The sequence below is a fragment of the Sphingobacterium pedocola genome (assembly GCF_015209965.1).
Classification (GTDB): Bacteria; Bacteroidota; Bacteroidia; order Sphingobacteriales; family Sphingobacteriaceae; genus Sphingobacterium; species Sphingobacterium pedocola.
Genome location: NZ_MU158689.1, coordinates 1,047,283 through 1,063,678 on the forward strand (window position 1 = coordinate 1,047,283; position 16,396 = coordinate 1,063,678).

Consider the following 16,396-nt stretch of genomic DNA (forward strand, 5'->3'; position numbering starts at 1 on the left):
GATCAACATTACTACTACAGCAATAAAATCTATTCAATTCGAATGATATTATTTACTATAACAATATCTAAAACAGTATGTTATTGTATTTATATGATTTTATGGTTTATAAACTTAGTGTTGTTAATACACTGTTTAGTATGAGAGGTAATGATGTAGTCTTTTTACGTAATTTAACGTTCTAGAAGAAATTCGGAGAGGTTTTTTTCGGTCGGAATACTGAGTTTTTTGCGTAATCGGTAACGTCTTATCTCCACCCCACGTGTTGTTATATTCAGTAAAGAAGCAATCTCTTTACTCGACATATTTAGTCGCAAATAAGCACATAGTTTTAAGTCGTTAGGTATCAATTCGGGATATTCAGCCTTTAACTTCTTAAAGAAATTTCCATGTGCTTCGTCAAAACTTTTCTCAAATAGATCCCAATCCCGGTCATCGTTATGTGCATCATCTATGAGTTTATTTACCCTCCGAAGCTGATCAGGGTTAAGCGATCTGCCTTCCGAATCTTTTAAATTTTTGAGTTCGTCGTGCAAATTATTAAGCATTTCATTTTTGTAGACAATATTCATCGCCGAATTGGCGAGTTCCCGGTTTTTAATATCCAATTCGTTTTGCAACTGTTGGTTTTTAAGTTTTACTAATTTCTGCTCGTTCAGTTCGGCATCACGGGCGATAGCTGCCTTCTGTTGCGCCAGTAGCCTCCTATTGATTTGAAATTGTCGTTTTTGGATCCGCTTGTTGTTCCATTGTCTTCCAAAATACGTGATCAAACCTAATGCAATGACATATAGTAATACTGCTTTCCATGATAGATACCAAGGGGCCTGGATTTCAAACGAAACTCTAGTCACTTCTGAAACAGTGCCATCTGCAGATCTTGCACGTACCTGAAACGTGTAACTTCCAAAATTTAGGTTTGTGAAGTCCCGGTAGGAAGTTTCTTCCCAATCTGACCATTTCTCAGAGTATCCGTCTAAAAAATATTGATATTGGACCGAGGAAGAGGCATACCAAGGAGAAGCGTATGCTATTCGAATATTGTTTTCCCGATTTGCGATCGATATTTGTTCATCAAGAATGGCGCTTATCCCGTCAGATATATTCCATATATGTGAGATGATCGGCTTTTTAATTTCGACTTTTGTTATAGACTGCGTATCATAAATTGCGAAGCCATTATCTAAGCCTATCAGAAATAGTTGATCTGTAATAGGTATAATGCTTTCGTAATAATTCATCATTTTGTCGCTTAGCGGGTTGAGCGAGGTGGAGTCTATCACTACTGTACCATTGGATGTAATTTCTACATGTGCAATGTGTGATTTCTTTACAAACCAATAACTATTGGAATGGATCGGAATGATTTTATTCGAATATTTAAATGAGCCTAGCTTCTCATTGATATCGTCATGCGGTTTGAATTTTTTTACAATATCATCATACACATATAAGCCAGAATCTGTTGCGAAAACCAAATTATTCTCCACTTTAAAAATTCCGTGATATCTTATGTTGCTTTGCGGATCTCTCGCAATTGAATTTGTAACGCTTGTGTTTTTAAACTCATTGTAAAACTGTACCAGTTTGATTTCGTTTTCATTTCCAATCCAAAACTCGTTGCCTGATTTTTGGTTGATATATCTTATCGGTTCTTTTACCTCGTCAAATTGCTTTATAAATGCTACAGTAGGATTTCGTTGGAATAAAGCTATACCGGTATAATTACCTTGTAAAATAGAATTTGTACCGTCGATAGCCGAAAAAATCCAACCTCCAGTCACCGTTGAAATTTGATTTAATTTATCATGTTCTACTTTAAAAGTGCCGTTGTTGTGGCCGCATATCAAATCGGATCCAATTATAGATAAAGTCCACACTTGTCCGTTTGAATTCGGTATTAGCTTAAAATTGAATGAATTATAGTCATCAGGACCTTTCCAGGGGCTCACAAAGAGCCCCTGATTCGTTCCCAAATATATTTTTCCATTATAAACAGCCGATGTATAAACAGTACCTATGCTCCCCGAAAAATCAGCGTAATAATATAAAGCCGAATTGATTTCGATTCGGTCAATACCATTGTCTAGCCCAACCCAGATATTTTCCTGCCTGTCTTTCGTGATACTTAATACGGTATTGTTCTGAAGACCATTATGTTTATTGATATGTTGAATTAGCTCACCATTTTTGTTAATGATGAAGACACCATTCTGGATAGTACCGAAGGCATAATGCCCTCCGTGCACTTCAATGCCATTATTTAACTGAGCCTGTTTAAGATATTGATCAGCAGCGGTCTTCCAAGGTGTAATATTACCTTCTTTGTCCATTTTAAATAGTCCGTCTGTAGCGGTACCGATCAATACATGTCTTTCGTCGAAAGGGAGGATACAAAAAATATTTTTTTGTCCAAGAAGAGATTTATCTTTAACCGGTAGAAGATTATCGCTCACCAGTTTATGTAATCCCGAAGGGATCTGTTCGAAATACAGGTCACCGTTTGTGAGATGCGGAAATAAAAAGGGTTCTCCAGATGCAGTTATCGTTTTTATTTGATTATTTTCATACACATAACATTTTGAAAACGAATGGAAATATATTTTATCTTTTCCTATGATGATTTTCCATATTTCATCATTTTGTAAATCCGATTTATCGACGAGTCCTGAGATACTTGTGTAATGCATTCCACCATACTTTTTGCGTTCCCAAAAACCAAATTCACCCTTACCACCGGTATAAACTTTGCCATTTGTATCTACAGACACACTGCGTACTATGGATTTTTTCTTAAGTGGGTGTAAATTCCAAAATTCACCATCAAAACTTAGTAACCCTTCTGTATTGGCGGCATATATGATTCCTTCAGGGCTTACAGCAATACCCCAATTTTGATTGCCCGCTTTATATATGTTTTTCGCGTATTGTTTTACGTAGGGTGTCCCCGAGCGAATAATGTGTTGCGCCGATAGGGTCTGAAACAAGAATAAAAAGCAGTAGAATAGCAGAAAACGAATCATATATAATGTTAGACTTCTAAAAAGTATAAAGTTATCTAATATAATCCGAACTTTTATTTTTGCATATAAAACCAAAATACGTCTAGTTTTTTTTGCACCAGGTGTTCGCGAATACAACGCATTTTATCTAAGTTTGATTTATGCTTTCATTTGCCAACGCTAAAATTAATTTAGGTCTTCTTGTTACTGAAAAAAGAGAAGATGGATATCACAATATTGAAACCGTTTTTTATCCGGTAAAGTTGTACGATGTCGTTGAAATTACGGAGTCAGATACCTTTTCTTTTCGATCGGAGGGGCTATCTATACCACAAGAGGGTATTAATCTTTGCGAAAAGGCTTATAAATTGCTAGGTGCCGATTTTGACCTTAAGCCAGTTTCCATTCATTTATTGAAGAATATCCCTATTGGAGCCGGTTTGGGTGGCGGATCCTCCGACGCGGCTCAGGTATTGATTTTACTGAATCAGTTAAACGAATTAAATTTAACAACAGCGCAGCTGCAGACCTACGGGGCAATACTGGGCGCCGATTGTCCATTTTTTATTGAAAACACGCCTGTTTTTGCCAGCGGAACGGGAACAACGTTTGCGCCGATAACATTAGATCTTTCAAAATATCGTATCGTCATTGTCAAACCCGATATTCACATATCAACGGCCGAAGCCTATCAGCGTATTACACCGCAGACGCCGATAATAAATATTCAGCGTGTTGTCCGTTTACCCATCCAGGAATGGAAATATCATTTAACGAATGATTTTGAATTGGGCCTGTTTCAACAGTATCCTTTGATCGAAAAAGTAAAGCATAAACTTTATGAAAAGGGTGCGCTGTACGCTTCAATGTCTGGCTCAGGATCCGCGGTATTCGGTATTTTCGAACAGGAAGAAGTAGACTTATCAGAGTTGGAAACCTTAGGTAAAATCTATTACCCGGTAGACTTATAAAAAAGCTTGATACACTCGTTTACGTCTAGCAAAGCTTTTCTCCCAGTTTCTTGGAAACACTGGTTGTTGCTTAGATCAGGGTTGAAATAAGAAGTTGCCTGTTGGGAATTTCGAACAGCTACTCATTCCGGTACAATAGCATTGTAAGAATTTGCACCCGGAATTTCGTTATAGGAAAATGGTTCAATTTTGCATATATACATCACCTTGAACAGGTTATAGTCTATCACGAACAGACTTTAGTTTGCCGTAATGTGTGTTGTCTTTACCGTAAACTATACATACATTGTCGATTTGTGCGCATACATCAGCAAAAATGGACTGGACAGCCTAAGATGTACACGCTTATCCCTCCCAATCTTTACGTGATGTAGGGCGTTTACGTAAGTAATTTGGCAATGCATACACACTATGCGTCATATGCTACATACATTGCAGCTTACACACCGTACAGTGCGGACGTTGTATATCTGTCTGGAGCGATGTATATCCTGTATAGGGTGCACATAGGGCTATAATCGCTGAATTCGTACGTACGCAGTACAGCTTAACAACACAATAATCTTCGTTTACAGCAACTGAGCAGCGATCCCGATGAAATTCGCTAATTTCGCACGACATGGAGGGGTAACAGGTACATGTTTGCGGATGTTACTTTTAACGAAAGAATAGTTCAAGATCTCTTTAGTTTGTGCTTAAATACGAGCAGGCAGTTTCAAGCATCACATTTTCTTAATCAAAAAAGCCTGCACTCCTGCAGACCTCAGATAAGAAACAAAACTACTCAGTTTTAAGGATATGTCGTTATCATTTTACTTACCTGCCAGCCGTCTTTTGTCCGGCAAAGCGTGATATGGTCTACACGGGTAAAGTCAGCAAATTCCATAGTAGCTTTAGCTACGCACTTTGTTGCAGGTTAATGAATTTTTAGGTTATGCTACAGGATCGGCAATTTGGTTACATTTCATAAATATTCTACTTTAGTCTACAATACTTTGACTAGCTTTAATTTCCGGTTAAGACATCTCCAGCTAGCTCGAGCTAGCGCCGGAATGTTTCCGGTGCTTTGCCGGCAGCGACACGATGATCTACCGGTCTAATGGGGATATTAAAGAGGAGCTTGCTTGGACCAAGGTGTCACATAGCTATAAAGAAGCATCCCTAAGGACTTTTGTAGCCCAGATGAGTAGATGGCACGGTTTTACAGTAAAGGACATGAACTGCATACCCAAAGACGGACGAATTAATGCATCGATTTGTTACAAAAGTTCGAATGAAGAGGTGTTTGCCGCGATCCGCAAGGCCGGCATCACCCTCTCGCTGCACAGGTAATTTAGTTCGTTATTTTTTGGCGCGAAAAGGATACTACTTTGGGGGAACTGTGGATCCTTCTAGGGTAAAAGAGGATGCCTTCCTCCCAAAAGTGAATGTGTTTGTTCGAAAAGGGTACCCTTTTGGTCCAACTGTGAACCCTTTTGATCCAAAGTGGTATCCTTCCGTTCCAACTTTGAACCCTTTTGGTTTAAAGTGGTATTCTTCTGGTTCAGCTGTAAACCCTTCTTATACAAAGTGATACCATTCTGTTTAAACTATAAATCCTTTTGGTCCAAAGTGGCATCCTTCTGTTCCAGCTGTGAACGCTCTTCGTCCAAAGTAATATCCTTTTGGTCCAATTGTGAACCCATTTTTTCAAAAGGTGTACCCTTTTACCCGAAAATGCACTAAAATCGTTTGAACTGGACACGTAAAAACGATCATTCAACAAATTTCTTAACTACTGTATTTATTCGCCTGAGATCACTAACTTCGTAATAGTTAGTAAAACAAAAGAAGTGATCTATGCAGCATAAACATAATTATATTGATGGCGTATGTACAATTTGTAGTCAAACCGCAAAAGTATATGCCAACGCCGATAATGACTGCTTTTCACATACGCACGGCCACGGTGATCAGGATCATCAGCATTCCGAATCCCGAGGCACATTTTATCTCTTTGTTCCGGCTATTATCAGTTTAGTACTTCTGCTTCTCGGTATAAGTTTAGATCATTATATTACACAGTCTTGGTTTAACGGCACAACGCGTTTTATAGGATATCTGATTGCCTACATCCCTGTAGGCCTACCTGTTCTTAAAGAAGCCGCAGTCAGTATATCCAAAGGAAACTTTTTTTCTGAATTCTTTTTAATGGGTATTGCCACTTTAGGTGCTTTTGCGATCAATGAGTATCCAGAGGGAGTTGCGGTGATGTTATTTTACACGGTAGGTGAAAATTTCCAAACCTTGGCGGTTAAACGTGCTAAAGCTAATATTAAAATGTTGTTGGATCAACGTCCCGATGAAGCAACAGTCTATCGAGATGGCGATTGGAGGAAAGTAAAAGCAGCCGAAGTAAGCGTAGGGGACAGGGTTCAGGTTAAACCGGGGGAGAAGTTGGGATTGGATGGCATTTTGCGCAGTGATAAAGGTACTTTTAACACCGCAGCGTTAACCGGAGAAAGCAAGCCAGATGGAAAGAATAAGGGAGATGTGGTGCTTGCGGGAATGATTAATCAGCATACTGTCGTTGAAATGGAAGTAACTACGGCATACGAGGATAGTAAACTTAGCAAGATCCTTCAATTAACGCAGGACGCCTCTTCTCAAAAGGCACCAACTGAATTGTTTATTTCAAAATTTGCCAAAATATACACGCCTATTGTTGTATTTTTAGCGATAGGGATCACCTTCTTTCCCTTTCTTTTTGTAGATGATTATGTATTTCGGGATTGGCTATATAGGGCGTTGGTATTTTTGGTGATATCATGCCCGTGTGCGCTTGTTATCTCTATTCCATTGGGATATTTTGGTGGAATAGGAGCTGCCAGCAAAAATGGAATTTTGATTAAAGGAGGAAATTTTTTAGATGTATTGGCTTCTTTAAAACATGTCGTGATGGATAAAACCGGTACGATGACTGAAGGCGTATTTGATGTTCAAGATGTGCAGTTCGATGATGTGATTGATCGCGACAAAATTTTAAGTTATGTAAATGTACTGGAGTCATATAGTACACATCCCGTTGCGACAGCTATCCACAACTATGTGGGGGAAATAGATAAAAGTATTCACATAGCGCATGTAGAAGAGATAGCCGGCCATGGTCTCAAAGGTATAGTCGAAAATAAAGTATTATTAGTCGGTAATTTTAAACTGTTGGATAGTGCACAGATTAAATATGATACAGATCTTAATGCTATTGTCCACACCGCAATAGCTGTTGCTTTCGACGGTACGTATATCGGATATATCACGATCGCTGATCAAATTAAACGGGATGCCAAAGAAACCATCGATCGCTTGCACGATATGCAATTACGCGTTACGATGCTCAGTGGCGACAAATCATCAGTAGTTAGTCATGTTGCCGAAGAATTGGGTATCGATCGGGCATTTGGGGATCTCCTTCCGGAGGATAAAGTAAATAGATTTAAAGAAATACAGCAAGATAGCGGTAAAATAGCGTTCGTGGGAGATGGGATTAATGATGCGCCGGTAGTCGCATTAAGCGATGTAGGTATCGCTATGGGCGGGTTGGGATCGGATGCCACTATCGAGACGGCAGATGTCGTTATTCAAGATGATCGCCCTATTAAAATTCCACTTGCTATCCATATCGGAAAAAAAACAAAACAGATCGTTTGGCAGAATATTTCGTTCGCTTTTGGTGTGAAAATTATAGTCTTAATTTTAGGCGCAGGCGGATTAGCTACGATGTGGGAAGCGGTCTTTGCAGATGTAGGGGTTGCATTATTAGCAATTTTTAATGCCATACGCATTCAACATATTAAATTAACATAAGGAGAAGCCATGGAGGCTTTCTTCGAGTATTACATGATCACACTCACAGCTAATCTATTTTAAATTATTGTTTTGGACGGTACTGATCTCAATTTCAAAAGTTTCTTTATCTTTTTTCTCAAGCGCTATTTTCAGTACATATAATCCGTCAAATATTTGATCTAAAGCAACATGCTTCCCATTGCAGGTTGCCTCATAATCGTATTTATCATCTAAACAGATTAGCATGGATGTGGTACGCTCTCCTTGGTCTGCAAACAATTTAAATGCTCCGTTGAATCCATCATTTTCAGGTCGGAACTTTTGCATAACAGGCCATACATTGAACCCATGCGTGATGGTTCCAGGCCTGTATAGGGCGCTGAACCAATTTAATACTGGAGAGGATAAGGCGCCAAACTGATGCCAGCCTCCGCCATTACCGGTTTCTACACTGAAATTTTCCCAGCAATTGTAACTATTTGCTGTTTCGCGTTTCCATACGTCCAATGCCGTTTGCGCAATCTGTATCGCTCTTTCAGGTTCATTCACGTCTAGCATAGCCTTCCAGATAAACCACTGGTGTGGCATCCATACCCTGCCGTTCCAGTATCCGTCTTTATTGTAATAAGGCGCAGATTGGTCAATGGCCGTAATCCCCTGATCTGTCCATAGTCTTCCTTTTATGAAAATATTTTCCAGTATTCTTTTTGTTTGCTCAGGTGTACATATTCCAGCAATAAGCGGACTAACGCCATCAAGCCCCATGTTGAAATTGACATTTGAGGCATGTTTTAAGATACCGGTCGGGCTTCCATTTTGATCATGCTGCACGTATCCAAAATAACCGGAACGCTCGTCCCATGCCCACCGCTGTAACGCATCTCCATATACCTTAATGTCTGCATCGTACTTTTTAATATCGTGTTGATATCCCAACTGTACGGCTGCCATTTTCAGCAATTTGGCAAATCGTATCTGATGCGAGGTGTTCACAGCAGGCGCCATAGTTTTTGCTAGCTTATGCTTATGCATATAAGCCTGCGGGCTGTAGTCGTCCCAGCCACCGGAATTGTAAAAAATATCCCACGTTTGTACCAGATTTGATTTAAGCTTTCGCGTGGGGGAGCTTTCCGCTCCGTTTAAAAAATCATAATATCGTTTCAGGCGGGGGTAGAAGTATGTTAGATATTCTATATTTTGTGTATTGTTCCACAATTCATTAAAGAGGTATGCCTGTACGGGCAAAGGCGTTCCATGCTCCAAAAACGCGGATTGTGCTGTACTGTCCATTGTATAGGCATTCAGGCTTTCGAGCGCGCGTCCTAAATTTAACCGTGTGTAACCCAATCCTATAAAACCCGCATCCCAAGTATAAAAAGCACTCCAACGTTTTCCGGGGGTAGTGTGCTTCATAAATTTGTTGCCGGCAAATGTCGGATAGTTTACATTGGTTAACGTAGTAGCCGCCATGAGCTGTTGACTGAAAAGGTAAGGTGTCCCAGCTTTATTGACCTGCCACTGGTCGACTGCGGACTGCTGTCGGCGGTAAATATTTTCCGCTTCGCTCCATTCAGAACCCAGTTTTTTTATTTTATCAATCACTTGTTTTTCGCTGTTGCCGTAAACAACATAAGCATATCTATTTACCTGCTGTCCTGGTGCGACGGTGATGGGTGCCATAAATACGTTTTCGAAGTATCCATTGTTATTGCCGCCACCTATTCTTGATTTATGGGAAGATGGCTCCTCCTTTTTCACTAAGTGCTCAAAATAAGTCAAAGCCCTATCTGGATTGTCGTCATATAGTATTCTCCTATCTGCCAGACTGTCGCTCCAAACCATACCGTAATATTCTTCGATATCATCATATTTAAAAACGGCGGTGTTATCCATTCCACTGTTTATTTCTTTTGGTATGCGGTTTAATGGTTTATCCTGAAATTTTATGCCGTCAGCTTCATTTTCCTTTAAGAGTATAAATCCGTCTAATGCGACTCTTGCTGTGTTCAGGGTTTTCAAGGTAAGGCCTAACTCTTCGGCAGGCAGATTTTTTACGGATATCTTTGCCAAAATATAGTCCTTTGTATATTTCAGTTCTATATTCTCTGATGTTTGATTATTGATTTTTACACTTATTTTCGCATCCGACTTGTCGACAGATCGGTAACGAATCAAGATGACGCCTTCCTCCAGTTGCCTGTTATTGACAAACCGAAAAGACAGCTGCTCACCACGGTTTTTACCCATCACAATAGCGGTTTTGCTTACTGCGCTTTCATCTTTAATCTGTCCCCTTAGCTGTCCGTCATACACCAAATTATAATTAAAGGAGATAATAGAATCCGTAAAGCTGCTGTAGTTTGAAGCGTTCTCGAAATGTGATCCGTCTGGCTTAGCTATTGTAACACTATTGCTGTAAGGGTACATGATGGAACTGAATATATTTAATGCCATGCTCCTCGTTTCTGTAGTGTTATTTACATAAGACGCTCGAATCAGGCGACTTTCTTCATCCACTTTACTATAGGAGACATCGCAATATAGTCGGTCTTTCCACTCTAACTGGAACCGATAGGAAAAATAAGACAGATCAGCGGATGCTTGCCAGGGATGGTAGCCAGACTCCCGCTGTGTGCTGGCAAGGGGTGTAATGTTTCTAAAATAAACGGAAGGCTGTACTAGGATATCAAAACGCAAACCATTGTTTCGTACCGGAATATGCGATATACCGTTGAACTTATTGGAGTAAGGTCCCCATGCGGGAAGTGCCATATCATGCGTATGCTGTAAAGAACTGGTAAATCCTGGCTCCCAGTTTCCGTAAATAGATGGAGAGGGTTGTGCAACCAGGTTCATTACAGCAGTTACAAGCAATATCGTAAGTAAACTATATTTAGATTTTTTTTCAAGGTTGATAATCATTCCAGTATTTTCTAGGGATCAGTAATAGTCGTGCTAATTTCCGCAAAATACTATCGAAAAAAGAGTCTTTCCGATTCAATAAATTATAAAATCGTCTCAATTGACTAGCATATGCTATCGCTTTATCGTTATACAAAGATCGGGGTTGATGATACACCTTCTTCGTGTCAGCTTCACATTATCTCCCAGTGTCTCGGCCGTCGGCTCTGATGGTTACCACGGAATGCATAACAAGGGTAGAAGATATGTACGTAATAGCTCAACCACGGTTTTGTCGCGCGACGGCAGTGTATGGTTCAACTTGGAATAGGAGAATGTTAGGTATTTTGTCTATCTTTAATAAGTAAAGACGACCCCCTGGTTAAATAGTATACTAATCCGTAATATTGGTAATAATTTCCGTAATCTGTATACCATAAAAGAGCGAAGTTATGTCGAGATTTGTAGGAAAGCTATATGGTGGAACCCCGTAGCGGACAAGGAACGTAATATGTAATGATTAATTGGTCTTTTGTATAAACTTTTATACCTTTTTATGTGTTCCAATGATGAACATATTTCTTGATAGGCGGGATGTAAGACAACACGATATGATTGAAAATAATTCTAATTATGAAAAAGGGTGAAAAATTAAGTAGGCGTTTTTTTCTAAAAACAACTGGAGCATTGACTTTGTTAGCGGCGATTCCAGCTTCGTTAAAGTCTGCATATAAACAGGTCAAAAATTTTATAGTTACAGAAAAGAAGATGGCTCCCCTAACCGTCTCTGTAAATAAAAAGGCTTATGCACTGGATGCGGATACACGGACGACCTTACTGGATTTATTGCGGGAGAATTTATCCCTGACTGGCACCAAGAAAGGCTGCGACCATGGTCAGTGTGGCGCCTGTACTGTACATGTGGATGGCGAACGCGTCTTAAGCTGCCTGACCTTATCGGCGATGGTCGGTGGAAAAGAAGTAACTACGATAGAAGGAATTGCCAATGGCGATCAATTACATCCCATGCAAGAGGCTTTTATTGTCTGCGACGGCTTTCAATGCGGTTATTGCACACCAGGTCAGATCATGTCTGCCATAGCCTGCGTTAAAGAGGGCCATACCAATTCAGTTGCTGAAATAAAGGAACATATGAGTGGTAATCTATGCCGATGCGGAGCGTATAATGGAATTGTCGAATCTATTCAGAAAGTTGCAACAACATGAAACCATTTGATTTAATAAAAACCACAGATCCTAAGCACGCGTTGTTGCAGAAAAAGGAGCAAGTGCAGTACATTGCCGGAGGAACTAATCTGGTCGATCTGATGAAAAAAAATATTCAGGTGCCCGATACGTTACTTGATGTTACCGAGGCTTTAGGTCATCGGATAGATAAGCAAGGCAAAGCTGTTCAAATAGGCGCGATGGCACGTAATACAACCGTAGCTACGGATGCGATGATTCTACGCGACTTTCCTTTGATTGCCAAGGCTGTACTTGCAGGAGCATCTCCGCAGATACGAAATATGGCTTCTACGGCAGGAAATCTGTTGCAACGTACGCGATGCCCATACTTTTACGATGTCACGACTGCTTGCAACAAACGCAAACCCGGTTCGGGGTGCAGTGCTTACGAAGGACAGAACAGAATGAGTGCGGTGGTGGGTTATAGTACGGACTGCGTAGCGGTGCACCCATCAGATTTATGTGTGGGATTGGCAGCATTGGATGCGGAAGTGCACGTGTTTGGTAAGGATCAAAAAAAATCCGTCATCCCTTTTGAAGAGTTTCATCGTCTACCTGGAAATACGCCGCATCTGGATAATAATCTTCCTGAACATGCTTTGATCACTTCCATTGAGATTCCCGAAAACCCATTTGATAAAAATTGTGCTTATCTCAAAGTTCGGGATCGCGATTCCTATTCGTTTGCCTTGGTATCGGTAGCGGCAGCCTTGCATTTGGACGGTGACCGCATTATCGATGCACGCCTGGCTTCTGGAGGAGTAGCACATAAACCTTGGCGATGGCGCGATGCAGAACAGTTTTTGAGGGGCAAGAGCGCAACAGCTGCAACCTTTGGCGAAGCTGCCAGACTTATAGTCGGCGATTTAAAACCCTTAACACACAATGGTTTTAAAATAGACATGCTAAAAGGAGCTGTCGAGACAGCCCTCGGACAATGTCTACATGTTTAATTTGTATAAATTAAGCTTACTCATTGCTGGCTGAAGCGCATCGAGTTTGCTATAAAAAATAAAGAATGAGATTCTTCGATAAACAAAATAAGGAAATACCTGAAGGGCGTGTGGAGGCTGTAGATAAAGTGACAGGGAGCGGTAAATTTGCCGCCGAATACAAAGTAGATAATCTTTGTTACGGTGTTTTGGTAGACAGTACCATTCCTAGCGGTTCGATAAGAAATATTGATTTAACAAAAGCGAAACAGGTGAAGGGAGTCGTTGGCATCGTTACTCATCTTCAAAAACCAAATGTTCCCGGTTTTGCAACGGAGGATTTAATAAAGCAATCTCGATTTGGTCTGCCTATTTTTCATACCGATAAAATCCATTTTAAAGGCCAGCCAATCGCGCTGGTCATAGCAGAGACACTAGAAGATGCGACCTATGCCGCCACGCTGGTGGAAGTGGAATATAATACGGGAGGTTTCCAAGTTGATTTTGATGCGGCGCATCCCAAAATTCCCCTGCGGGAGGCGGGTAAGGAGCGGGGACAAATCGATTCCTGGAGTAATGCACCCTATGTGATGGAAGCGGAATATAACATCAAGTCGGAGGTGCACAACCCTATGGAAATGCATGCCACGATTGCGGAATGGACAAGTGATCGTCATTTAAAACTTCACGATAAAACACAAGGCGTCAATAATGTACAGCAGGTGATCGCTCCTTTATTTAACCTGCAAAAGGAAAATATAGAGGTTGTGAGCGAATTCGTCGGCGGTGGATTTGGTTCTGGTTTGCGCGTATGGCCACATGTGTTGGCAACGGTAATGGCAGCCAAACATGTTAATCGGCCTGTCAAAGTGATGTTGACGAGACCTCAGATGTTTACCGGTACGGGATACCGGCCGGCTTCTTGGCAAAAAATCAAGCTCGGCGCAGATGCATCTGGAAAATTTTTGGGAATACATCATCAGGCTAAAAATGAAACTTCGCTCTACGAGCGGTTTTCGGATCAAATTACGCGAGTTACGCGTTTGATCTACAACTTTGACAATTTAAAAACGGAGGATGCACTCGTGCCGCTCAATCTAAGTGCCGCAACATGGATGCGTGGACCGGGCGACTGTACAGGTGACTTTGCCATTGAATGCGCCATCGATGAATTGAGCTATAAGCTGAAAATAGACCCCGTAGCGTTGCGAACTAAAAATATTGCAGCTACACACCATCCAGACAACAAGCTGCCCTGGTCCTCCAACTATCTATTGGAATGCATCAACGAAGGGGCCAAGCGCATTGGTTGGAACGATAGAAACCCGATCCCCAATGCAATGAAAGATGGCGACTGGCAAATCGGGTATGGTATGTCTGTGGGGATGTGGAACGCGGGAAGGAATAAAACCAGCGCCGCCATAAAAATGGTAAGGGATGGCCGTATTATTGTTCAAACGGCCATGACAGATATTGGTACGGGAACAGGTACGGGGATGAAAAATATCGCGCATGAAATGACCGGAATTCCCCAAGATAAAATTACGGTTGAGCTGGGTAATTCAAATCTGCCTCCAGCTCCAAGTCAAGGAGGTAGTACAGGAATGTCATCCGTGAGCGGAGCAGTCGTAGACGCCTCCAATGCATTGAAGTTAAAACTTGCCGAATACGCAGCTTTAATCAATATAAATTTTAAAAATATTTCCCCTGATGATATACACTTATCGGAAAAAGGGATCTCGTTGAAAAAAAATCTAGACGAAACAGTCACTTATGCCGATCTGTGGGAGAAAAACAAGTTGGATAGTGTCGTTGTGGAGGCCACTTCTGGCCCAGGAGAAGAACGTAAAAAGTATGCGTTCTGTTCTTCTGCAGCTCATTTCTGTCAAGTCCGCGTGAATGTAAAGACCGGTAAAGTTAAGATTGAAAAATTAGTGTGTGTGGCGGACGGGGGTACAATAGTGAACGAAAAAGCCGCTGCCAATCAAATGTCAGGTGCCGCCGTTGGCGGAATTGGTATGGCATTAATGGAGGAAAAACTTCTCGATGCTAAACTAGGCGGATTAATAGGGGATGACCTGGCTGGATATCATTTTCCGGTAAATGCAGATGCACCGATAATTGATGTGAGTTTTATAAGTAAGCCTGATCCGCACATTAATCCCACTGGTGCTAAAGGCTTGGGTGAAGTTGGTATAATAGGTACAGCTGCTGCAATTGCCAATGCAATTTATCATGCGACAGGTAAAAGATTGCGAAATCTGCCGATTACGCCAGATAAGGTACTGGGCTAAAATAAAAATAGATGTCTTTGATTTTGAAAAATAGATTTATAGTGCTTTATGCTTGTCGTTTTGACGTCAAAATAGAAATTGTACGATGAGTGAATTACGGACAATTATTGAGGCTTATCGGCATGCGGAACAAACCAATAGCAAGAGTGTTCTAGCTACCGTGGTAAAGGTAGAGGGATCCTCTTATCGCATGCCGGGTGCCCGGATGTTGGTATCGGAATTTGGTGAAATGACGGGCGCTATTAGTGGAGGCTGTCTGGAGGGCGATGCACTTCGCAGGGCCATGTTGGCGCTTAATCAGCAAACAAATAAATTGGTCACGTACGATACCTCAAACGAGAATGATTTAAGCATTGGTATACAATTAGGCTGTAATGGTATCGTCCATATCTTATTTGAATATATTGATCCAACCAACCCGCACAATCCGATTGCTTTATTGGAAAAGCTTCTTGATAAACGTATCGCTTCGGCGATAGTCACGGTATGTTCCTTAGATCGTAATGCCGAACAGTTGGGGACTTGTTGTGTGCAGGTAGGGGGGGAAGTGATTCTAAAAATAAACAGTCTTATTTCCATATCCGAATTAACCAATTCTCTCCAACAAGTATTGGAGCGTAAACGAAACTTACGCTCGGTATTGGAGCGGAACCAATTGATATACGAATTGTTACTGGAGTATTGCTTGCCTACTATTCAGCTTGTGCTTGTAGGAGCAGGTAACGATGCACAGCCGTTAGCCCAAATGGCTTCGCTTATCGGCTGGGATGTTTGTATCGTGGACGGACGTAGCGACCACGCGACAGAAAGACGGTTTCCTTCCGCAAAACATGTAGTGGTAGCTCCGTCGGATGCTTTCCAGCGATATGTCATTACCGATGAGTACACAGCCGTAGTGCTGATGTCGCATAATTATCACTACGACAAAGCAATATTAAAACAACTTGAGACAAGCACTTGTGTGTATATTGGATTATTGGGTCCGAAGAAACGTTTTCAACGCATGGTAGAGGAATTACAAGCGGAAGGTGTCGTATTAAGTAAAGAACAATTAAGCAAGATGTATGGGCCGGTGGGATTGGATATTGGTGCAGAAACATCTGCAGAGATCGCACTAGCCATAACAGCCGAAATAAAATCCGTAATTCAGCAGAGATCATTAAATTCACTTCGTGATCGAACCGAAAAGATGCATCAAGATATTTTAACCATTTAATTAGAAC

The 16,396-nt window shown here is 41.1% G+C and carries 9 protein-coding genes; 7 read left to right on the plus strand and 2 right to left on the minus strand.

Annotated elements, in window-relative coordinates:
* Positions 1-173: 173 nt before the first annotated feature.
* Entirely contained in the window at positions 174-3,023 is a 2,850-nt protein-coding gene (locus C4F40_RS04380) for a helix-turn-helix and ligand-binding sensor domain-containing protein (RefSeq protein WP_196938141.1), read from the minus strand.
* 140 nt (positions 3,024-3,163) lie between these two features.
* Here C4F40_RS04380 and ispE point away from each other — a divergent pair, with 140 nt between their 5' ends.
* From ispE to C4F40_RS04395, 3 genes are all read left to right on the plus strand, one after another.
* Complete coding sequence (gene ispE / locus C4F40_RS04385; RefSeq protein ID WP_196938142.1) at positions 3,164-3,973, plus strand: 4-(cytidine 5'-diphospho)-2-C-methyl-D-erythritol kinase; 810 nt, start codon at positions 3,164-3,166, stop codon at positions 3,971-3,973.
* Between the two features lie 1,083 nt (positions 3,974-5,056).
* On the plus strand, positions 5,057-5,305 hold the full coding sequence (locus C4F40_RS04390) for a hypothetical protein (RefSeq protein WP_196938143.1): 249 nt from the start codon (positions 5,057-5,059) through the stop codon (positions 5,303-5,305).
* A gap of 507 nt (positions 5,306-5,812) precedes the next feature.
* Positions 5,813-7,816, plus strand: coding sequence for a heavy metal translocating P-type ATPase (locus C4F40_RS04395; protein ID WP_196938144.1), 2,004 nt, complete (start codon positions 5,813-5,815; stop codon positions 7,814-7,816).
* A 54-nt stretch (positions 7,817-7,870) separates the two neighbouring features.
* Here the strand turns inward: C4F40_RS04395 and C4F40_RS04400 are convergent, their stop codons facing one another.
* Positions 7,871-10,720 carry an MGH1-like glycoside hydrolase domain-containing protein gene (locus tag C4F40_RS04400; protein ID WP_196938145.1) on the minus strand — a complete coding sequence of 950 codons (2,850 nt, stop codon included), beginning with the start codon at positions 10,718-10,720 and terminating at the stop codon, positions 7,871-7,873.
* 612 nt (positions 10,721-11,332) lie between these two features.
* Here C4F40_RS04400 and C4F40_RS04405 point away from each other — a divergent pair.
* From C4F40_RS04405 to C4F40_RS04420, 4 genes are all read left to right on the plus strand, one after another.
* Positions 11,333-11,926 (plus strand): (2Fe-2S)-binding protein, encoded by a 594-nt coding sequence (locus C4F40_RS04405; protein WP_196938146.1) that lies wholly within the window; start codon positions 11,333-11,335, stop codon positions 11,924-11,926.
* Positions 11,923-12,900, plus strand: coding sequence for an FAD binding domain-containing protein (locus tag C4F40_RS04410; RefSeq protein WP_196938147.1), 978 nt, complete (start codon positions 11,923-11,925; stop codon positions 12,898-12,900). Before C4F40_RS04405 ends, C4F40_RS04410 begins: the two co-directional genes overlap by 4 nt.
* Before the next feature lie 65 nt (positions 12,901-12,965).
* On the plus strand, positions 12,966-15,173 hold the full coding sequence (locus tag C4F40_RS04415; protein WP_196938148.1) for a xanthine dehydrogenase family protein molybdopterin-binding subunit: 2,208 nt from the start codon (positions 12,966-12,968) through the stop codon (positions 15,171-15,173).
* An 85-nt stretch (positions 15,174-15,258) separates the two neighbouring features.
* Complete coding sequence (locus C4F40_RS04420) at positions 15,259-16,389, plus strand: XdhC family protein (protein WP_196938149.1); 1,131 nt, start codon at positions 15,259-15,261, stop codon at positions 16,387-16,389.
* Positions 16,390-16,396 lie beyond the last annotated feature (7 nt).